This window comes from Citrobacter sp. Cpo221 (assembly GCF_030332345.1).
In the GTDB taxonomy this organism is placed as follows: domain Bacteria; phylum Pseudomonadota; class Gammaproteobacteria; order Enterobacterales; family Enterobacteriaceae; genus Citrobacter; species Citrobacter portucalensis.
In genome coordinates this window covers 1-21,343 of the sequence record NZ_JAOWIA010000063.1, presented here as the reverse complement: position 1 = coordinate 21,343, position 21,343 = coordinate 1, and the positions used below count along the sequence as shown (strand labels likewise).

Annotated in this window: 19 protein-coding genes, 2 pseudogenes and 1 other annotated feature; of the genes and pseudogenes, 12 read left to right on the top strand and 9 right to left on the bottom strand. The window is 51.3% G+C overall.

All coding sequences use genetic code 11. The features are described from left to right. Position 1: 1 nt before the first annotated feature. Entirely contained in the window at positions 2-2,275 is a 2,274-nt protein-coding gene (phsA, locus tag OGY72_RS23390; RefSeq protein WP_286549851.1) for a thiosulfate reductase PhsA, read from the bottom strand. Positions 2,276-2,674: 399 nt separating this feature from the next. Here phsA and sbcB point away from each other — a divergent pair, with 399 nt between their 5' ends. Continuing rightward, positions 2,675-4,099, top strand: a complete 1,425-nt coding sequence (gene sbcB, locus OGY72_RS23385; protein ID WP_286549849.1) for an exodeoxyribonuclease I — start codon at positions 2,675-2,677, stop codon at positions 4,097-4,099. Between the two features lie 58 nt (positions 4,100-4,157). Here sbcB and plaP read toward each other — a convergent pair whose 3' ends face one another. The 4 genes and pseudogenes from plaP to OGY72_RS23370 all read right to left on the bottom strand — a co-directional run bounded on the left by plaP (position 4,158) and on the right by OGY72_RS23370 (position 7,584). Next, the gene (plaP, locus tag OGY72_RS23380; protein ID WP_003834188.1) at positions 4,158-5,519 is read right to left on the bottom strand and encodes a putrescine/proton symporter PlaP; all 1,362 of its coding nucleotides are present in this window, start codon (positions 5,517-5,519) and stop codon (positions 4,158-4,160) included. Next, entirely contained in the window at positions 5,509-5,571 is a 63-nt protein-coding gene (gene yoeI / locus OGY72_RS24850) for a membrane protein YoeI (RefSeq protein WP_099045591.1), read from the bottom strand. Before yoeI ends, plaP begins: the two co-directional genes overlap by 11 nt. A gap of 162 nt (positions 5,572-5,733) precedes the next feature. Further along, positions 5,734-6,718, bottom strand: a pseudogene (locus OGY72_RS23375) (LysR family transcriptional regulator). 41 nt (positions 6,719-6,759) lie between these two features. Next, positions 6,760-7,584, bottom strand: coding sequence for an SDR family oxidoreductase (locus tag OGY72_RS23370; protein ID WP_008785162.1), 825 nt, complete (start codon positions 7,582-7,584; stop codon positions 6,760-6,762). A 174-nt stretch (positions 7,585-7,758) separates the two neighbouring features. Between OGY72_RS23370 and hisL the strand changes: the two genes are divergently transcribed. The 9 genes from hisL (at position 7,759) to hisIE (ending at position 15,110) form a co-directional block, all read left to right on the top strand. Continuing rightward, positions 7,759-7,806, top strand: coding sequence for a his operon leader peptide (hisL, locus tag OGY72_RS23365; protein ID WP_100250077.1), 48 nt, complete (start codon positions 7,759-7,761; stop codon positions 7,804-7,806). Next, positions 7,782-7,904: a sequence feature (His leader region), on the top strand. It overlaps the preceding gene by 25 nt. 44 nt (positions 7,905-7,948) lie before the next feature. After that, entirely contained in the window at positions 7,949-8,848 is a 900-nt protein-coding gene (gene hisG / locus OGY72_RS23360) for an ATP phosphoribosyltransferase (RefSeq protein WP_003834191.1), read from the top strand. A gap of 127 nt (positions 8,849-8,975) precedes the next feature. Continuing rightward, positions 8,976-10,280: a histidinol dehydrogenase gene (gene hisD, locus OGY72_RS23355; protein WP_286549844.1), complete on the top strand. Its 1,305-nt coding sequence runs from the start codon at positions 8,976-8,978 to the stop codon at positions 10,278-10,280. Continuing rightward, a complete protein-coding gene (gene hisC / locus OGY72_RS23350; RefSeq protein WP_286549841.1) occupies positions 10,277-11,356 on the top strand; it encodes a histidinol-phosphate transaminase in 1,080 nt (359 codons plus the stop codon). The genes hisD and hisC overlap by 4 nt, the downstream gene beginning before the upstream one ends. After that, entirely contained in the window at positions 11,353-12,420 is a 1,068-nt protein-coding gene (gene hisB / locus OGY72_RS23345) for a bifunctional histidinol-phosphatase/imidazoleglycerol-phosphate dehydratase HisB (protein WP_286549838.1), read from the top strand. The genes hisC and hisB overlap by 4 nt, the downstream gene beginning before the upstream one ends. Further along, positions 12,420-13,010, top strand: a complete 591-nt coding sequence (gene hisH / locus OGY72_RS23340; RefSeq protein ID WP_001103544.1) for an imidazole glycerol phosphate synthase subunit HisH — start codon at positions 12,420-12,422, stop codon at positions 13,008-13,010. The genes hisB and hisH overlap by 1 nt, the downstream gene beginning before the upstream one ends. Beyond that, positions 13,010-13,747 carry a 1-(5-phosphoribosyl)-5-[(5-phosphoribosylamino)methylideneamino]imidazole-4-carboxamide isomerase gene (gene hisA, locus OGY72_RS23335; RefSeq protein ID WP_148361798.1) on the top strand — a complete coding sequence of 246 codons (738 nt, stop codon included), beginning with the start codon at positions 13,010-13,012 and terminating at the stop codon, positions 13,745-13,747. Before hisH ends, hisA begins: the two co-directional genes overlap by 1 nt. Beyond that, entirely contained in the window at positions 13,729-14,505 is a 777-nt protein-coding gene (gene hisF, locus OGY72_RS23330; RefSeq protein WP_019077116.1) for an imidazole glycerol phosphate synthase subunit HisF, read from the top strand. Before hisA ends, hisF begins: the two co-directional genes overlap by 19 nt. Then, complete coding sequence (gene hisIE, locus OGY72_RS23325; RefSeq protein WP_148361797.1) at positions 14,499-15,110, top strand: bifunctional phosphoribosyl-AMP cyclohydrolase/phosphoribosyl-ATP diphosphatase HisIE; 612 nt, start codon at positions 14,499-14,501, stop codon at positions 15,108-15,110. The genes hisF and hisIE overlap by 7 nt, the downstream gene beginning before the upstream one ends. Positions 15,111-15,165: 55 nt before the next feature. Here the strand turns inward: hisIE and wzzB are convergent, their stop codons facing one another. Further along, a complete protein-coding gene (gene wzzB / locus OGY72_RS23320; RefSeq protein ID WP_063940466.1) occupies positions 15,166-16,149 on the bottom strand; it encodes an LPS O-antigen chain length determinant protein WzzB in 984 nt (327 codons plus the stop codon). Positions 16,150-16,307: 158 nt separating this feature from the next. Between wzzB and OGY72_RS23315 the strand changes: the two are divergent. Beyond that, a pseudogene (locus tag OGY72_RS23315) lies at positions 16,308-16,615 on the top strand (protein CapI); the annotation flags it as partial. Between the two features lie 48 nt (positions 16,616-16,663). Here OGY72_RS23315 and ugd read toward each other — a convergent pair. From ugd to OGY72_RS23300, 3 genes are all read right to left on the bottom strand, one after another. Beyond that, positions 16,664-17,830 carry a UDP-glucose 6-dehydrogenase gene (gene ugd / locus OGY72_RS23310; RefSeq protein WP_191236162.1) on the bottom strand — a complete coding sequence of 389 codons (1,167 nt, stop codon included), beginning with the start codon at positions 17,828-17,830 and terminating at the stop codon, positions 16,664-16,666. 234 nt (positions 17,831-18,064) lie between these two features. Continuing rightward, complete coding sequence (gnd, locus tag OGY72_RS23305; RefSeq protein ID WP_063940469.1) at positions 18,065-19,471, bottom strand: NADP-dependent phosphogluconate dehydrogenase; 1,407 nt, start codon at positions 19,469-19,471, stop codon at positions 18,065-18,067. 98 nt (positions 19,472-19,569) lie between these two features. Continuing rightward, positions 19,570-20,190, bottom strand: a complete 621-nt coding sequence (locus tag OGY72_RS23300; RefSeq protein ID WP_286549830.1) for a glycosyltransferase — start codon at positions 20,188-20,190, stop codon at positions 19,570-19,572. A gap of 25 nt (positions 20,191-20,215) precedes the next feature. Here OGY72_RS23300 and OGY72_RS23295 point away from each other — a divergent pair, with 25 nt between their 5' ends. Continuing rightward, entirely contained in the window at positions 20,216-21,196 is a 981-nt protein-coding gene (locus OGY72_RS23295; RefSeq protein ID WP_000019450.1) for an IS5-like element ISKpn26 family transposase, read from the top strand. The last annotated feature ends 147 nt before the right edge of the window (positions 21,197-21,343 follow it).

The window sequence follows — 21,343 nt, the reverse complement described above, 5'->3', positions numbered from 1 at the left end:
CTCATGCCCGACGAAGCGTAACGCCAGCGGTGTGGACCACCGTACCGGAAACCGGACTGGTGACATGCGGAAGCAAATTACCGCAATGGATACCGTGCGTTGTCGCTGCGGTTTTGGCTCCCGCCTTGGCGCCAAATCCCATATAAACAAACAGCGTATCGGGCCGAATTCCGGCGGTGACCAGCGCTTTGCCTTTTTCCTTGCCCGTTGCATTTTCTAGCCAGATGTCATCGCCGCTTTTGATGCCTTTTTCACGGGCCGTTTGCGGATGGATCCACACCGCGTTATCCCACATCAACTCGCTAAGCAGTGGCACGTATTGCGTCGCACCGTTGGTATGAACCGCCACTTTTCCCTGGATAAAATAGAGTTCACTGTCGCCTTTGAGCGCAAAATTGCGTGCGCGCGGAATACCGTAGCCAGGCAGGAGCGTTTCCAGCTCTTCGGAATAGAGTTCGATTTTTCCTGACGGAGATTTAAAGCGCAGTTGCTCGCCATAGGTACCGTCGCTGTCAACCGCCACCGCGCCCGGATAGCGTTCCACAAACTGACGCACCGCTTCAGGTTCACGCAGCAGTAACGGAACACCCCACTCCCGATACCCTTTCTGACGCAACTCAGCCGATAGCGCATGATCGCCATTAAGCTGGTATAACTGACGCGTTTGCATATCCTGCCATGGGTAGAATTGGCCAAGGCCTAACTGCATGGCCAGCTCTTTCCAGATTTGCCAGCTCGGACGCGCATCCCCAATAGGTTCTACTACCTGCTGACGCAGGGCATAGGCGGGATTCAGGCCCGACATGTCTGAAACTTCTTCATCGCGCTCAAGGTAAGTACATTCAGGCAAAAGGTAGTCGGCATACGCCGCGCTTTCGCTTAAATAGACATCACAACTGACCACAAGGTCGAGCTGTTCAACGGTTTTGACCAGATCTGGTCGACAGGTTACGGTTTGGAAAGGGTTGTGTCGGGACATAATCCATCCCTTCACCGGATAAGGCGTCTGGTTTAACACAGCATCAATGATGCTTTGCACCACACCACCGCCCGCCGCGATGTACTTAAACTGCGGGGCTACCAGATCGATACGCTGCGCCGTTGGCTTGGGTAATTTGACATCGGGTTTTGCCAGCACCGGAGCGACCTTCTCTCCAGCCAGCTTATTGTAAGTTGCCGCCGCTTTTTTCTGATACAAACCGCCTTCACGCTCAATATTGCCAAGCAGCACATTGAGGGTAAAAATCATGCGCCGCATATCAATTTCTTCTTGCGAAAACGTCGCTCGATGGCCCGGACTGACGATGGCATGAGGCGCGCAGGCGGCCATTTCGCGGGTGACCCGAACAATGACATCAGCAGGCACATCCGCGAGCTGCTGCGCCCATTCCGGCGTGGTCTCTTGTACCGCTTCTGCCAGTTGCTCAAACCCCGTGGTGTAGCGCGCCACAAAGTCTGCGTCATACAGATTTTCATTGATCATGACGTGACACATGGCCATCAGCACCGGTAAATCGCCGCCCGGTTTGAGCGCATGCCATTCATCCGCCTTGCTGGAGAATACGGACAAACGGGGATCGAAGCTGACCATCTTCGCACCCTTCTCCTGCGCGGTCATCAGCTCATGCGTATCAGCAACCTCGATCCCTTCATAGAGGTTATGGCCAAAAGAGACCATATAACGGGTATTGGCGATATCCATGGCTAAATCACCACCCATCATAACTTTAGCGGCAATGGCTTTACCGGCAGGACACGTTGATGCGTGAGTAAAGGTATTCGGTGACCCGAAAGCCGTCGCGAGGTGGAATAAATGGCCAGACAGCGAGCCGGATTTAGACGAGAAGACGACTCCCTGGGGACCATATTGCGTTTTTATTGCCGTCATTTTTTCGGCGATTTCTTTATACGCCTGTTCCCAACTAATAACCTGCCAGTCACCGCTCCCGCGAGGCCCTGTGCGTTTCATGGGTTTAACAATGCGATGAGGGTCGTTGACCAGGCTAACGCCGCTGCCGCCACGAGCGCAGACACGTGTCCCCTGCTGAGGCGCATTAGGGTTCCCCTGAATAAAAACCGTTTTATTATTAATCACCTGAGCCTGAATTGGGCAGCGGAAAGAACACATCTCGCACAAACTTGGCGTCAGGGATGTTTTCCCTTTGATACTCTCTGGAGAATTTCGTGCCAGTGCCCCGGGCGGGAAACTGCCTATCGCGCAGGCTGAACAGCCTATACCCACGCCTCGCAAAAAATTACGCCGACTAATGCTCATATAACCTCCTGTTATTAGATATATCCAATAATTATATGGCGTTTAGAATATTTATTTTTTACATCAATCACATTTCATTACAATGCATGACAGCGAATTGGCATAAATAAAAACCCATTGTTTATAAAAGACTTTTAAAGTTTCCAGAACACAACAAAGAAGAATAAAATAACAATAATGGTTATCAGTTAGATTGTTTACAAATCCGCAACTTCAAGATATTTTATTTCCGTAATTTATTTTAACAGTGCGAAATTTATTAATTAATTCCATTAATGCCCTGTTTATCTCAATTTTATTGCGTGCACAATCCAGCTTCGATAATGCCATGGCTGATTATCTCGCTATTTTTTGGTATTCTTGAACCAGCGCTAAATTGATCCCGGACATAACTGAACAATGAATGACGGCAAGCAGCAACCTGGTTTTCTCTTCCACGACTACGAGACCTTTGGTACCCATCCGGCGCTGGACAGACCCGCGCAATTTGCGGCTATTCGCACAGATAATGATTTCAACATCATAGGCGAGCCAGAGGTCTTTTATTGCAAACCCGCAGACGACTATCTGCCGCAGCCAGAGGCGGTGTTGATTACGGGTATCACACCGCAGGAAGCACGTGAAAAGGGAGAGAATGAAGCCGCTTTTGCTGCACGCATCCACGCCCTGTTCACCGTGCCGAAAACTTGTATCCTGGGCTATAACAACGTGCGCTTCGATGATGAGGTGACGCGTAACATCCTGTATCGCAATTTCTACGATCCCTATGCCTGGAGCTGGCAGAACGATAATTCGCGCTGGGATCTGCTGGATGTGATGCGCGCCTGCTATGCCCTGCGCCCTGAAGGCATTAACTGGCCGGAAAACGACGACGGCTTACCCAGCTTTCGCCTGGAGCATTTGACCAAAGCCAACGGTATTGAGCATGCCAATGCTCACGATGCGATGGCGGACGTATACGCCACGATCGCAATGGCGCAATTAGTGAAGTCGCGCCAACCGCGTCTGTTTGATTATCTCTACAGCCATCGTAATAAGCACAAGCTGGCCGCGCTAATTGATGTCCCGCAAATGAAGCCGCTGGTCCATGTCTCCGGTATGTTCGGCGCATGGCGCGGCAACACCAGTTGGGTAGCGCCGTTGGCTTGGCATCCGGAGAATCGTAACGCGGTTATTATGGTCGACTTAGCCGGTGATATTTCGCCGCTGCTCGAACTCGACAGCGACGCCCTGCGCGAACGGCTGTACACGTCTAAAGCGGATCTGGGTGATAACCCGGCCGTACCGGTTAAACTGGTGCACATCAACAAATGCCCGGTACTGGCACAGGCGAATACCCTGCGTCCGGAAGATGCCGACCGTCTTGGCATTAACCGCCAGCATTGTCTGGATAATCTCAAAATTCTGCGCGAAAATCCGCACATACGCGACAAAGTGGTCGCGATCTTTGCCGATGCGGAACCCTTTACACCATCAGATAACGTGGATGCCCAACTGTACAACGGCTTTTTCAGCGATGCTGACCGTGCGGCGATGAAAATCGTTCTGGAAACCGAACCGCGCAATTTACCGGCGCTGGATATCTCCTTCGTCGATAAGCGCATTGAAAAGCTGCTGTTTAATTACCGTGCACGTAACTTCCCGGGAACGCTGGACGAAGCAGAACAGCAACGCTGGCTGGACCATCGCCGCCAGGTATTCACACCGGAGTTTTTGCAAAATTACGCCAATGAACTGCAGTTATTGAGCCAGCAGTATGCGGATAACAAAGAAAAGTTGATGCTGCTGAAATCACTCTGGCAATATGCCGAAGAGATTGTATAAATCCCACATATAAAAAAACGGAGAACATGTCTCCGTTTTTTTTAGTTAAATGCCGTTATTACGCGACATCTTCATCGTACTGCGGCACCGGGTTGCGGAAGCTTTTGGTCACACAAGCCAGGTAAATCAGACCAATACCGGCCCAGATCAGACCCAGAACCATTGAGCTCTCTTCCAGGTTAACCCACAGCGCACCAACTGTCAGCGCACCGCACATCGGCAGGAACAGATACTGGAAGTGGTCTTTCAGCGTCTTGTTACGCTTCTCACGGATCCAGAACTGGGAGATCACTGACAGGTTAACGAAGGTAAACGCCACCAGCGCACCAAAGTTAATCAGCGCCGTCGCCATCACCAGGTCGAAGTTGATTGCCAGCAGAGCAATCGCACCAACCAGAATGATGTTCATAGACGGAGTACGCCATTTCGGGTGTACATAACCGAAGAAACTTTTCGGGAACACGCCGTCACGCCCCATCACGTACATTAAACGCGCTACGCCAGCATGCGCCGCCATACCGGACGCCAGTACGGTAATGGTAGAGAAAATCAGCGCGCCAACCTGGAAGAACTTACCGGCGACGTACAGCATGATTTCCGGCTGTGAAGCGTCTGGATCTTTGAAGCGCGAGATATCCGGGAAGTACAGCTGCAACAGATAGGTGGAGACGATAAAGATCAGGCCACCAATCAGCGCAGTCAGGAAAATCGCACGCGGGATCACACGCTCAGCGTCTTTGGTTTCTTCTGACAGGTTGCTGATACCGTCAAAACCGGTGAACGAGAAGCACAGGATGGTCGCGCCCGTGATCATCGGGATCACGTGTGCATCACCTGACCAGAACGGACGGCTGCTCGCCAGCGTACCGGCACCTTCCCCTTCGAACACGCCATAAACGACCATGCCGAGGATCACTGCAATCAGCACCACCTGCAACAACACGATTACGGTGTTGAAATTCGCAACGGATTTAAGGCTGCGCAGGTTAAAGGCGGTCATAAAGGCCACCAGCGCCACCACGAATATCCATGACGGTATCGACGGCACCAGGGCTTCAAAATAAATTTTTGCCAACAGAATGTTGATCATCGGTGCGAACAGGTAGTCCAGCAGTGATGACCAACCCACCATAAAGCCAACGGTCGGGCTAATGGATTTCTGGGCGTAAGTGTAGGCAGAGCCTGCAGACGGATAGCGACGCACCAGTTTACCGTAGCTCAGTGCGGTAAAAAGGATGGCGATCAGTGCAAAGGCGTAAGCTGTCGGGACGTGACCATCGGTCATTCCTGATACGATACCGAATGTATCGAACAGCGTCATCGGCTGCATATAGGCAAGGCCCATCATGACAACCGGAACCAGCGTAAGCGTTTTACGTAATTCCACGCGAGAGGTGTTTGGAGTAGCGTTATGCGACATGGTTATCCCCCATTACGGCGAAAACCGTCGCGTAAGCAAAAAATTGCCCCATTTTTTGTTAATCCTCAGCGACAACAACTGTCGATTTTTAAGTAAGTATCTATCCGGTACGAAGCCCGGCCTCTTTTATGAATGATTGGTTTGATGCAAAAAAATAACCGACGCGTATTAAAACGTCGGTTAATGTCATTTTTTGCAAGCGGCGTATTTTGCACTAAATTGGGGAGAAATAACAAGAGATTGAAGTAGCCACAAAAGAATATTTTTTCTTAACTGATTGATTTATCAGCAGCCGTTTTCACATACACCCCTGCAATAGCACTATTTGCTAAAATTTCATCCCGCCACCAGGCACTGGCCAACCCGGCGGTCTGTTCATTCCAGCCTATCCACACGGGTTCAAAGACAATTTGTGCGACCACTTTTTTCTCAATCAGTGCGCCGCTCTCCAGAAATCGCTGCGCCAGGTAGCGCGGAATATAACCACATCCCAGACCGCTGATTTGCAATTCCAGCTTGGTTTTGAAGTCAAAAACGGTAATAGCTTCCTGATCGTCAAGCACCTGGGAACCTGAGACGTTGGCATGCTGCGCATTGTCGCCCACCACAATGGCGCGAAAACGGCGAATGGTACGACGATTTAACGGTTCCTGTTCCTGCGCCAGCGGGTGATGCGGCGCAACCACAAACACCTGTTCCAAAACTCCCAGCCGTGCAAAACCAAATTCGCTCGCTGCTGGGGGTTCATGCATGGCGCCAACGATAATATCCGCCCGGCCCTGAATGAGGGCATCCCAGGAGCCGCCCAGCACGCCATTGATAAATTTCAGGCGCGTCACGCTGTGGTGTTGATAGAAAGATTCGATGAGTGGGGCCAGCAGTGAAAAGGGAAACGTATCATCTACGCCAATAACCAGTTCATTCTCCCAGCCTTCGTGAAGTTTAATCGCCTGTTTTTCGAGTTCACGGACGGTGTGCAGCACCTCCCGCCCCTTTTCCAGCAGCATCTGTCCGGTGCGGGTGAACTTAGCCCGGTGTCCGCTGCGATCGAGTAGCTGAATATTAAGATCGCTTTCCAGCTTATGGACGGTGTAGCTAAGCGCAGACGGCGTCTTAAACAATTTTGCCGACGCCGCCGCGAAACTGCCCTCTTTTTCTAATGCATCGAGGATGATAAGAACGTCCAGCAGTGGTTTCATACTCGCCCCCTGGCGGTATACAGCGGCACTCTGCTGGATTGTCACTCCATCGGCATCACCAGCGGGTCAGGATACTGGTACTCAAACCCAAGCTCATTACAAATACGGTTGCCATCAATGACTTTACCTTTACCGTTATCCGTACCGCCGCGAAATTCCGGCGGCTCCATCCCCAACTGGCGGGCCATCTGCGGATAGAACACGTTACGCGCCGGATGCATAGGCGCACATATATTATAGATGTGTCCCCCTTTAGGCGCTTGCAGCAGTAACGTGATGGCAGAAACTACATCGTCCAGATGCACCAGATTGACGCCATGATGTCCGTCAGGTGCTGTCTTGCCAGCGAAGAAGCGACCAGGATGTCTTCCCGGACCGACCAACCCGGCCAGACGCAAAATATCCACCGACGTGCCTGGCAAATTGTGCAACCAGTCTTCAAGTTCTTTCAGGACACGACCGCTCGCCGTGACCGGATTACGCGGCGTCCCCTCTTTCACTGTGCCTTGAACGTCACCATAGACTGACGTCGAACTGGTAAAAATAATTCGTGGGATCCGATACGCCAGCGCGCTGTCGACCAGCTCCTGCATTGCCTGCAAGTAAAATGCTTCCCCAGGACCGCTACGACGCGCAGGCAGCGTAATAACCAGCGCATCGGCGTCCATCAGTGCATCGAGATCGTCAGCCTCACAGACCAGTTCAGGTTCCAGGCGCAGCGAATAACTCTCGATACCGCTCATGCGGGCCGCTTCCACCCCATCCAATGTGGTTTTGCTGCCGGTAACCTGCCAGCCTCTCGCCGCCAGCGACATGGCTAACGGCATGCCTAACCAACCTAACCCGACAATTGCGACCTTTTTCATGCCTTCTCTCCTGACTTTTGGCCTATAACGCAAGGCTACGCCAGCCCACGGTGGCTGACAATTCATAGTATCAATATGAAATGAATTAATGATCAAAAAAAGCCCTTGCTTTCCGTAGCTAAAGTGGTTTAGGTTAAAAGACATCAAATGAATAAACATTCATCGAGAAAATTTATGACACGCGCTCAATTCAAACACCATCATCACCATCATCCTGACTAGTCTTTCAGGCGATGTGTGCTGGGAGACATTTAAATCTTCCAGCGGTGCATGAGCGTATGAGAAAGCCCCCGGAAGATTTCTTCCGGGGGCTTTTTTTGTGCGTGACCCAAACTGACTCAGACAGGATAACGAGGAATAAAGAATGTTAGACAACACCCGTTTACGCATAGCTATGCAGAAATCAGGCCGCTTAAGCGATGATTCACGCGAATTACTGGCCCGTTGCGGCATTAAAATTAATCTTCACACCCAGCGCCTGATTGCGATGGCGGAGAACATGCCGATCGATATTCTGCGCGTGCGTGATGACGATATCCCAGGTCTGGTGATGGACGGCGTCGTTGACCTCGGCATCATCGGGGAAAATGTTCTGGAAGAGGAACTGCTCAACCGCCGGGCCCAGGGTGAAGACCCTCGCTATTTTACCCTGCGCCGTCTGGACTTCGGCGGCTGCCGTCTTTCGCTGGCAACCCCGGTTGATGAAGCCTGGGATGGCCCGGCAGCGCTGAACGGTAAACGTATCGCGACCTCTTACCCACACCTGCTCAAACGTTATCTCGATCAGAAAGGAGTTTCGTTTAAATCTTGTCTGTTAAACGGCTCAGTAGAAGTCGCTCCCCGTGCGGGTCTGGCTGATGCGATTTGCGATCTGGTGTCCACCGGCGCAACGCTTGAAGCCAACGGTCTGCGCGAAGTAGAAGTGATCTACCGCTCTAAAGCCTGTCTGATTCAGCGCGACGGCGAAATGGCCGAAGCCAAGCAACAACTGATCGACAAACTGCTGACCCGTATCCAGGGGGTTATTCAGGCCCGCGAATCCAAATATATCATGATGCACGCGCCGAGCGAGCGTCTGGACGAGGTCATCGCCCTGCTGCCCGGCGCTGAGCGCCCTACTATTCTGCCTCTGGCAGGAGACCAGCAGCGCGTTGCCATGCACATGGTCAGCAGCGAAACCCTGTTCTGGGAAACAATGGAAAAACTGAAAGCGCTCGGTGCCAGCTCAATTCTGGTGTTGCCGATTGAGAAGATGATGGAGTGATCTGTTGCCTGATAGCGCTTCGCTTATCAGGCCTACAAGAATTGTCACAATTATTGATATTACGGGTCTTGTAGGCCGGATAAGGCAGCGACGCCATCCGGCAACACCCGATGATGGAGTAACGACCATGAGCTTCAATACCCCGATTGACTGGAATAGCTGTAGCCCTGAGCAGCAGCGCGAACTGCTGATGCGCCCGGCAATTTCCGCCTCTGAAAACATCAGCCGTACGGTGGCCGAGATCCTTGAGAACGTCAAAAATAACGGCGACCGGGCGCTGCGTGAATACAGCGCAAAGTTCGATAAAACCGAGGTTGGCGCGCTGCGCGTGACCGAGGAAGAAATCCAGCAAGCCAGCAGTCGCCTGAGCAACGAGCTAAAACAAGCGATGCAGGCGGCGGTGAGAAATATTGATACTTTCCACACCGCGCAGATCCTGCCGCCGGTGGATATCGAAACCCAGCCAGGCGTGCGTTGCCAGCAGGTTACCCGCCCTATCGCTTCCGTGGGCCTGTATATTCCTGGAGGTTCGGCGCCGCTGTTTTCTACCGTATTAATGCTGGCGACCCCGGCGCGCATCGCTGGCTGCAAAAAAGTGGTGCTGTGCTCACCGCCGCCGATTGCCGATGAAATCCTCTACGCCGCGCAGCTGTGCGGCGTAAAAGAGGTGTTTAATGTGGGCGGTGCGCAAGCCATTGCCGCGCTGGCGCTGGGCACCGAATCTATTCCTAAGGTCGATAAAATCTTCGGGCCGGGCAATGCGTATGTGACCGAAGCCAAACGCCAGGTCAGCCAGCGTCTTGACGGCGCGGCCATCGACATGCCTGCTGGCCCGTCCGAAGTGCTGGTTATCGCCGACAGCGGTGCGACGCCGGACTTTGTTGCCTCTGACCTGCTATCTCAGGCAGAACACGGCCCCGACTCGCAGGTTATCCTTCTGACGCCAGACGCTACGCTTGCCGAAGGCGTTGCCAAAGCCGTTGAACGCCAGCTTGCTGAGCTTTCCCGCGCTGAGACCGCACGTCAGGCACTCTCCTCCAGCCGCTTAATCGTGGCGAAAGATCTGGCGCAGTGCGTTGAAATATCTAACGCCTACGGTCCGGAACACCTGATTATTCAGACCCGCAACGCGCGTGAACTGGTTGATGAGATCACCAGCGCCGGTTCGGTGTTCCTCGGCGACTGGTCGCCGGAATCCGCAGGCGACTATGCTTCTGGCACCAACCACGTTCTTCCGACCTACGGCTATACCGCGACCTGCTCAAGCCTTGGACTGGCTGATTTCCAGAAACGGATGACCGTACAGGAATTAACCCCACAAGGTTTCTCTGCCCTGGCCTCAACCATTGAAACACTGGCCGCTGCTGAACGACTGACTGCCCACAAAAATGCCGTCACCCTGCGCGTTAACGCCCTGAAGGAGCAAGCATGAGCACTGACAACTTTCTCAGCGTCACTGATTTAGCCCGTAAGAATGTTCGCGAATTAACGCCCTATCAGTCTGCCCGTCGTCTCGGCGGTAACGGAGATGTCTGGCTCAACGCGAATGAATACCCCACCGCCGTTGAGTTCCAGCTCACTCAGCAAACGCTGAACCGCTACCCGGAATGTCAGCCGAAAGCGGTGATTGAAAATTACGCGCAGTATGCTGGCGTCAAGCCGGAGCAGGTGCTGGTCAGCCGCGGCGCAGATGAAGGGATCGAACTGCTGGTGCGCGCGTTTTGCGAACCCGGTAAAGATGCGATTCTGTACTGCCCGCCGACTTATGGCATGTACAGCGTCAGCGCCGAAACGATTGGCGTTGAGTGCCGCACCGTTCCAACCCTTGATAGCTGGCAACTTGATTTGCAAGGCATCGCGGACAAGCTTGATGGCGTGAAAGTTGTTTACGTATGCAGCCCGAACAACCCAACCGGCCAACTGATCAAGCCACAGGATCTGCGTTCGCTGCTCGACATGACGCAGGGTAAAGCTATCGTGGTTGCCGATGAAGCGTATATCGAGTTTTGCCCGCAGGCCACGCTGGCAGGCTGGCTGTCTGAGTATCCGCATCTGGTGATATTACGCACGTTGTCCAAAGCGTTTGCGCTCGCCGGTTTACGCTGCGGGTTTACGCTGGCGAATGAAGAGGTTATCAATCTGCTGTTAAAAGTGATTGCCCCTTACCCACTCTCTACGCCGGTGGCAGATATCGCCGCCCAGGCGCTGACGCCGCAAGGGATTTCCGCCATGCGTAAACGCGTAGAGCAAATCCTGGAAGAGCGTCAGTATCTGGTAGATAACCTGAAAACAATTCGCTGTGTAGGGCAGGTATTCGATTCTGAAACCAACTATGTTCTGGCGCGCTTCACCGCATCAAGTAGCGTATTTAAATCTTTGTGGGATCAGGGCATTATCTTACGAGATCAGAATAAACAACCTTCGTTAAGCGGCTGCCTGCGAATTACTGTCGGAACCCGTGAAGAGAGCCAGCGCGTCATTGACGCCTTACGTGCGGAGCAAGTATGAGCCAGAAGTATCTTTTTATTGACCGTGATGGAACCCTGATTTCCGAACCGCCAAGTGACTTTCAGGTCGATCGCTTTGACAAACTCGCCTTCGAGCCGGAAGTTGTTCCCGTTTTGCTGAAACTGCAAAAAGCAGGTTTTAAGCTGGTTATGATTACTAACCAGGATGGACTCGGAACCCAGAGTTTCCCACAGACTGATTTTGACGGTCCGCATAACCTGATGATGCAAATTTTCACCTCTCAGGGCGTGACGTTTGATGAAGTATTGATCTGCCCGCACCTGCCAGCGGACGAGTGTGATTGCCGTAAGCCAAAAGTGAAGCTGGTTGAACAGTATCTGGTTGAACAGGCCATGGATATGGCGAACAGCTACGTCATTGGCGATCGGGTGACCGATATTCAGCTCGCTGAAAACATGGGCATTAGCGGATTGCGTTACCATCGCGACACCCTAAACTGGGCGATGATCGGCGAGCAGTTGACCAAACGTGACCGCTACGCACACGTTGAGCGTAATACAAAAGAAACGCAGATTGACGTCAAAGTCTGGCTGGACCGCGAAGGCCGCAGCAAAATCAATACTGGCGTTGGCTTCTTTGACCACATGTTGGATCAAATCGCCACCCACGGCGGTTTTCGCATGGAGATTGCCGTCAAGGGCGATCTGTATATAGACGATCACCACACCGTTGAAGATACCGGTCTGGCGCTGGGCGAAGCCTTAAAGCTGGCGTTAGGCGATAAACGCGGCATCAACCGTTTTGGTTTTGTACTGCCGATGGACGAATGCCTGGCACGTTGCGCGCTGGATATCTCCGGCCGTCCACACCTGGAGTACCGCGCGGAGTTTACCTACCAGCACGTTGGCGATCTGAGCACGGAGATGATCGAACACTTCTTCCGTTCACTCTCCTACACCATGGGCGTCACCCTGCACCTGAAAACCAAAGGCAAAAATGACCATCACCGTGTGGAGAGCCTGTTTAAAGCCTTTGGCCGTACGCTGCGTCAGGCGATTCGTGTAGAAGGCGACACGCTGCCCTCTTCAAAAGGAGTGCTGTAATGAACGTGGTGATTCTGGACACCGGCTGCGCCAATCTGCACTCGGTAAAATCCGCCGTCGCACGCCACGGATATGATCCCGTTGTCAGCCGTGACCCGGACGTGGTGCTGCGCGCCGATAAACTGTTTCTGCCGGGCGTCGGCACCGCGCAGGCGGCTATGGACCAGTTGCACGAGCGCGAACTGATTGAACTGATTAAAGCCTGTACGCAACCGGTACTGGGGATCTGTTTAGGTATGCAACTGCTGGGCCGTCGCAGCGAAGAGAGTAACGGTGTCTCACTACTGGGCATTATTGAACAGGACGTCCCGAAGATGACCGATTTCGGTCTGCCGCTGCCGCATATGGGCTGGAATCGCGTCTATCCGCAGGCGGGGAACCGTCTGTTCCAGGGCATTGAAGATGGTGCGTATTTCTACTTTGTACACAGCTACGCTATGCCGGTAAACCCGTGGACCATCGCCCAGTGCAATTACGGCGAACCGTTTACCGCGGCAGTACAAAAGGACAATTTCTTTGGCGTACAGTTTCACCCGGAACGTTCGGGCGCGGCTGGGGCACAGTTGCTGAAAAACTTTCTGGAGATGTAATGATTATTCCGGCATTAGATTTAATCGACGGCACGGTGGTGCGTCTTCATCAGGGCGATTACGCTAAGCAACGTGATTACGGCAACGATCCTCTCCCCCGTTTGCAGGATTATGCAGCCCAGGGTGCTGAAGTGCTGCACCTGGTTGATTTAACCGGCGCGAAAGACCCGGCACAGCGCCAGATCCCGCTGATCAAAACGCTGGTCGCTGGCGTCAACGTTCCGGTTCAGGTTGGCGGCGGCGTGCGTACAGAAGCAGACGTGGCGGCGCTTCTTGACGCAGGTGTGGCGCGCGTGGTGGTGGGTTCGACGGCGGTAAAATCCCCCGAGATAGTCAAGAGCTGGTTTGCCCGTTTTGGCGCCGACGCGCTGGTGCTGGCGCTGGACGTTCGCATTGACGAGCGCGGTAATAAACAGGTAGCGGTCAGCGGCTGGCAGGAAGATTCCGGGGTTTCACTGGAAGAACTGGTTGAGACCTATTTGCCCGTCGGTCTGAAGCACGTGCTGTGCACCGATATCTCCCGCGACGGTACTCTGGCAGGCTCAAATGTCGCGCTGTATGAAGAAGTGTGCGCCAAATATCCGCAGGTGGCGTTTCAGTCATCTGGTGGTATTGGTGGAATCGAGGACGTAGCGGCCCTGCGCGGGACCGGTGTTCGTGGTGTTATCGTCGGACGAGCCCTGCTGGAAGGAAAGTTCACCGTTGAGGAGGCTATTCAATGCTGGCAAAACGCATAATTCCTTGTCTGGACGTCCGTGATGGGCAGGTGGTAAAAGGCGTCCAGTTCCGCAATCACGAGATTATTGGCGACATTGTCCCGCTGGCAAAACGCTATGCCGATGAAGGCGCAGATGAACTGGTGTTCTACGATATCACCGCTTCCAGCGATGGACGCGTAGTGGATAAAAGCTGGGTATCACGTGTGGCGGAAGTGATCGATATTCCATTCTGTGTTGCCGGTGGCATTAAATCCATCGACGATGCGGCGCGCATTCTCTCCTTCGGGGCGGACAAAATCTCCATCAACTCCCCGGCCCTGGCCGAACCGGAACTTATCACCCGTCTGGCGGACCGCTTCGGCGTGCAGTGCATCGTGGTGGGCATTGATACCTGGTATGATGCCGAAACCGGCAAATATCATGTAAATCAGTATACCGGAGATGAAAGCCGTACCCGCGTCACGCAGTGGGAAACACTGGACTGGGTGCAGGAGGTCCAAAAACGCGGCGCGGGCGAAATCGTCCTGAACATGATGAACCAGGACGGCGTACGTAACGGTTATGACCTGGAACAACTGAAAAAAGTGCGTGACGTTTGCCACGTCCCGCTGATTGCCTCCGGCGGTGCGGGCACCATGGAACACTTCCTCGAAGCCTTCCGGGATGCCGACGTTGACGGCGCGCTTGCCGCCTCCGTCTTCCACAAACAAATTATCAATATTGGCGAATTAAAAGCGTACCTGGCAACACAGGGCGTGGAGATCAGGATATGTTAACGAAGCAACAATGCCGCGAGCTGGACTGGGAAAAAACCGACGGACTGATGCCAGTCATCGTGCAGCATGCGGTTTCCGGTGAAGTATTGATGCTGGGTTATATGAACCCGGAGGCGCTGGATAAAACGCTCGAAAGCGGCAAAGTAACCTTTTTCTCGCGGACCAAGCAGCGCCTGTGGACCAAAGGAGAGACCTCCGGTCACTTCCTGAATGTGGTGAGCATTGCGCCTGACTGCGACAACGACACCCTGCTGGTGCTGGTTAACCCGATTGGCCCGACCTGCCATAAAGGCACTTCAAGCTGCTTTGGCGACATTAGCCACCAGTGGCTGTTCCTGTATCAGCTGGAGCAACTGCTGGCCGAACGTAAAAATGCTGACCCAGCCAGCTCCTACACCGCGAAACTGTATGCCAGCGGCACCAAACGCATCGCACAGAAAGTGGGTGAAGAAGGCGTAGAAACCGCGCTGGCCGCGACGGTGAACGACCGTTTTGAGCTGACAAATGAAGCTTCTGATCTGATGTATCACCTGCTGGTGCTGCTGCAGGACCAGGACCTCGACCTGACGACGGTGATTGAGAATTTACGTAAGCGTCATCAGTAAGGTGCAGATATGAAAAAACCGGGCGCTGCCCGGTTTTTTGTTGTCAGGTTCAAACTTACTCAGCTTTGGCTTTGTAACCGCGCAGAGCATTTCGCCCCAGCACTACGCCTGCACCAATCATCCCACCGAGCAGAACCGCCAGCACGAGGGTAATCGCTTTTTTCGGGCTGTCACGACGAATCGGTAACGTTGGTTTCATCACATAGCGGTAGGCGTGTAACTCAGCCCCTTCAAGCTTAAGACTTTCGATATCCAACAGCTTTTGTTTGGTCTGGAAGTAGTTATCAGACAATATCAAAGGGCGTGTAGATTCGTGCTCAATCATGGACTTCAGGGCATCACTACCCAACAGGAACATACTGTCCTGCGTCACATCCTGCGTCTGCTGAATTTGCGGCTTAATCACCCCGGCCTGCTCTGCATAACGCAGCGCTTCCTGAATTTGCTTAATTCGCAGATCTTTTTGCTCCTGAGCGACCACTTCCTGAGTTTTCAGAGAGTCTTGCAACGTGGTTGTTTGCAACTTGATATTATCAACCAGGTCAAGCTCCAGCTCTTTAGCAACCTTTTCATCTGTTTGTTGAATGTATTCGGCGAGCTGACGCTGAGCGTCTTCTGGTGAGCTACCCACATAAGAAACCGCCAACGGCAGCGGTTGACCTTTAACAGATTGTTCAATTGACAGTTTCTGTGGTTCTTCCTGATTATCAAGCGTTTCAGCCAATGCAGAGAGAGAAGTACTGAACCGACCAACCACGTTTGTCTGCAGTTCAGTAGCCTTGGGGGCGCTGACACCATACAACACATTGAGGGCGTTGTTATATGTGGCGATCTGACCAACATCCGGTTGAGTAATAATGGCTGTTGAGGTCCATTTCTCCTTAGCAACTGCCAGATAGCCCACAGCAAGCACTATGGCAATAACAATCGCGATAACGATTGTTACTTTCCCACGCCATAACTGTACCAGTAAATCAATCAGATCAATCTGTTCCGGATCGTGACTGCGCCCGGACATGTTGTTATCACTTACAGACATAGAAACCCTAGATAAGGAAAGACTTAAACTGGGATTAGTTTAGCTATAAATTGAGGCAATGCCATAGGATTAATGATAAAAAAATCAAATTGTTTCAGGGATTTTGATTGGTTTTTCAAACACTACTGGAATACGATACGTTTATAAAGTGGACTGATGCAGACACGCAATGGACCGTAGAGACGCGCAAGCCCGCGGCCAGCATGCGCCCTATCCCGTTGACAATATCGGCAATAGTTAACTGGTTGATCTAATGGACTATATCCAGGCTCTGGAAGATGCACTGAGTATTGAAGCGAAGAAAAATATGCTACCGCTACAGCCAGGTGATGTTCTGGAAACCAGCGCGGACACTAAAGCACTGTATGAGGTAATTGGTTTTAAACCTGAAACCACGATAAAAGATAGGGTGAAGAACTTTGTTGGCTGGTACCGTGATTTCTACAAAGTTTTATTACTGGCCTGATTAAAATAAAAAAGGCCTTATATTAAGGCCTTTTTTATGGAGACGAGATTAATCACTACCAAACAAATCGCGGGTATATACTTTTTCTGCAACATCAGCTAATTCTGACACCATGCGGTTAGAAATAATAATGTCTGCTTCATTTTTGAACGTATTAAGATCACGCACTACCCGAGAGTGGAAAAATTCGTCCTCTTCTACGACGGGTTCGTAAATAATCACGGGCACGCCCTTTGCCTTAATGCGCTTCATGATGCCCTGAATGGATGATGCACGGAAATTATCGGAACCGCTTTTCATAATTAAACGGTATACGCCAACTACTTTAGGTTGACGGGCAAGAATAGAGTCTGCAATGAAGTCCTTACGCGTACGGTTAGCATCAACGATTGCGCCAATAATGTTATTCGGCACAGATGCATAATTCGCCAATAGCTGCTTAGTATCTTTCGGTAGACAGTAGCCGCCATAGCCGAATGACGGATTGTTGTAGTGATTACCGATACGGGGATCCAGGCACACGCCTTCAATAATCTGCCGTGAGTTCAGACCTAGGCTTTCGGCATAGCTATCCAGCTCGTTAAAGTAGGCCACACGTAACGCCAGATAGGTGTTAGCAAACAACTTGATGGCTTCGGCTTCAGTCGAGTCAGTAAATAAGGTCGGAATATCTTTCTTCACCGCCCCTTCCAGCAGCAACCCGGCAAAGCGCTCGGCACGTTCAGAACGTTCACCAATAACGATACGGGACGGATGCAGGTTGTCGTATAGAGCTTTACCCTCACGCAGGAATTCAGGGGAGAAGATGATATTATCTGTTCTATATTTTTGACGCATTGATTGAGTAAAACCGACAGGAACTGTCGATTTTATTATCATTATGGCATCTGGATTTATTTCAATAACATCCCGTATGACTGACTCGACACTGCTAGTATCAAAGTAATTAGTTTTAGGATCGTAGTCTGTTGGGGTTGCGATAATGATAAACTCAGCACTCTGATAAGCGTAGTATTTATCTAGTGTAGCTTCGAATTTTATATCTTTTGATTGCAGAAACTGTTCAATTTCTTGATCAACTATCGGAGATATCCTATTATTTAGCATCTCGACACGTGAGGGAACAATGTCCAGAGCAATGACCTTATGATGTTGGGCGATAAGAAGACTATTTGACAGACCAACATACCCAGTACCAGAAATGGTGATTTTCATTTCATGCTCTCAGTATTATCTTAATATTTAATCATGATGCCGTACATCTTGATAAGAGGATAATGTTTTAACTTTTTTTTGAATATCATGTCAACGAAGGTTAAAACAATTAAGATTTTCTTTATCAGATTACGCCAGGAATATTAAGAAAAGATTAAGCAATCAACTTAAATCAATAGAATTTGAGATAAAAAAAGCCCGGTCAAAAAACCGGGCTAGTGTACGTCAGAAGACTTACTCCATCCATTCGGTGTGGAATACACCTTCTTTATCTGTGCGTTTATACGTATGTGCACCAAAGTAGTCACGCTGGGCCTGGATAAGGTTAGCCGGCAGTACCGCAGAACGGTAGCTGTCGTAGTAGGCTACCGCTGCTGAGAAGGTCGGTACCGGAATACCGTTCTGCACAGCATAAGCCACTACATCACGCAGCGCTTGCTGATATTCATCAGCGATATTTTTAAAGTACGGAGCCAGCAGCAGGTTCGCGATGCCTTTGTTTTCAGCATACGCGTCAGTAATTTTCTGCAGGAACTGCGCACGAATAATGCAGCCCGCGCGGAAAATCTTCGCGATTTCGCCGTAGTTCAGATCCCAGTTGTACTCGTCAGACGCGGCACGCAGCTGAGAGAAGCCCTGTGCGTAGGAGACGATCTTGCCCAGGTACAGCGCGCGACGAACTTTTTCAACAAACTCTGCTTTATCACCAGCCAGTTTAGCCTGCGGGCCAGACAGCACTTTAGATGCCGCAACGCGCTGGTCTTTCAAAGAAGAGATGTAGCGCGCGAATACAGACTCGGTGATCAGCGACAGCGGTTCGCCCAGATCCAGAGAACTCTGGCTGGTCCATTTACCGGTACCTTTGTTCGCCGCTTCGTCCAGGATAACATCAACCAGGTATTTACCCTCTTCATCTTTTTTGGTGAAGATGTCTTTGGTGATGTCGATCAGGTAACTGCTCAGCTCGCCTTCATTCCACTCGGTGAAGGTGGTAGCCAGCTCTTCGTTAGACAGGTTCAGGCCGCCTTTCAGCAGGGAATAAGCTTCAGCAATCAGCTGCATGTCGCCGTATTCAATACCGTTATGCACCATCTTCACATAGTGACCTGCACCATCAGCGCCGATGTAGGTTACGCACGGTTCACCATCTTCGGCAACAGCGGCAATCTTGGTCAGGATAGGCGCAACCAGCTCATACGCTTCTTTCTGGCCACCAGGCATGATAGATGGTCCTTTCAGGGCCCCCTCTTCACCGCCGGAAACGCCGGTACCGATGAAGTTAAAACCTTCTGCCGACAGTTCACGGTTACGACGAATAGTGTCCTGGAAGAAGGTGTTACCACCATCAATGATGATGTCGCCTTTATCAAGGTACGGCTTCAGGGAATCGATAGCAGCATCAGTTCCCGCCCCTGCTTTCACCATTAACAGGATACGACGTGGGGTTTCAAGAGACTCGACGAACTCTTTCACCGTGTAATAAGGAACCAGTTTCTTACCCGGGTTCTCGGCAACAACTTCTTCAGTTTTTTCGCGGGAGCGGTTGAAGATGGAGACGGTATAACCACGGCTTTCGATGTTGAGCGCCAGGTTGCGCCCCATCACTGCCATACCGACGACGCCGATCTGTTGCTTGGACATTACATACTCCTGTCATTTTCGATAACTAATGGTCAGATAACACATTGTAAGAAACATCGGTAAATACATTGGATTTTAAAAAAAATACAATAAGAAAATTAACTTTTATAGACCTTACTTACAGAATCGTTACGCGCATTGAGAGTAAAGTGGTTCTGTACGTAGATTCTGGCATTTTCTGCATGCTGCGATAACATATCAGGATATTGATAATACTGTTTTATTAAAAAAGCCAATTGCTCATCATCAGCAACCTCAAATAAAAATCCGTTATATCCATTTTTAACAAGGTCATTATTTCCTGGTATATTTGTTACCAAACATGGTAGCCCACAACTCATGGCTTCGAGTATGGCTAGCGGCATCCCCTCCCAAAGTGAAGGTAAGACAAATATATTATGCTGTGGTAACAATTCAGCAATATTATCCTTCCAGCCAAGGAAATTTATATTCTCGGAATAATTACTAGCAAGATTTTTCAGTTCATGCATAAGTTCACCATCACCAACGTAGGTGACGCTGACACAAACATTTTCATCAAGTAACTTTTTTATCGCACGAAAGAGTGTTTTAGGATCCTTCTGCGGCCACAGTCTGCCAACCATAATGAGTTTGATCTTTTTTGACGACTTAGCAGTCATATTTGGAACAAACTTATCAGTGTCAACTCCATTAGGGAAGGTGCGAACAAGTTCCTGATATGAGATCATCATATTCATCCGGAGCGCATCCCAGAGGGACATCATGAGCCATCAACTCACCTTCGCCGATAGTGAATTCAGCACTAAGCGCCGTCAGACCCGAAAAGAGATTTTCCTCTCCCGCATGGAGCAGATTCTGCCATGGCAGAATATGACCGCTGTCATCGAGCCGTTTTATCCCAAGGCGGGCAATGGCCGACGGCCCTATCCGCTGGAGACCATGCTGCGTATTCACTGCATGCAGCATTGGTACAACCTGAGCGACGGTGCCATGGAAGATGCCCTGTACGAAATCGCCTCCATGCGCCTGTTTGCCCGATTATCCCTGGATAGCGCCCTGCCGGATCGCACCACCATCATGAATTTCCGCCACCTGCTCGAGCAGCATCAACTGGCCCGTCAATTGTTCAAGACCATCAATCGCTGGCTGGCCGAAGCAGGCGTCATGATGACCCAAGGCACTTTGGTGGATGCCACCATCATTGAGGCACCCAGCTCTACCAAGAACAAAGAGCAGCAACGCGATCCGGAGATGCATCAGACCAAGAAAGGCAATCAGTGGCACTTTGGCATGAAGGCCCACATTGGTGTCGATGCCAAGAGTGGCCTGACCCACAGCCTGGTCACCACCGCGGCCAACGAGCATGACCTCAATCAGCTGGGTAATCTGCTTCATGGAGAGGAGCAATTTGTCTCAGCCGATGCCGGCTACCAAGGAGCGCCACAGCGCGAGGAGCTGGCCGAGGTGGATGTGGACTGGCTGATCGCCGAGCGTCCCGGCAGGGTAAAAACCTTGAAGCAGCATCCGCGCAAGAACAAAACGGCCATCAACATCGAATACATGAAAGCCAGCATCCGTGCCAGGGTGGAGCACCCGTTTCGCATCATCAAGCGGCAGTTCGGCTTCGTGAAAGCCAGATACAAGGGGCTGCTGAAAAACGATAACCAACTGGCGATGTTATTCACCCTGGCCAACCTGTTTCGGGTGGACCAAATGATACGTCAGTGGGAGAGATCTCAGTAAAAACCGGAAATAACGCCAGAAATGGTGGAAAAAATAGCCTAAATAGGCTGATTCGATGTGTTTGCGGGAAAAAAATCGGCCCAGATCCGCGAAATTTTAATCAGCGAGTCAGCTTGGGAAGAAATGACCTGCTTATTCGCACCTTCC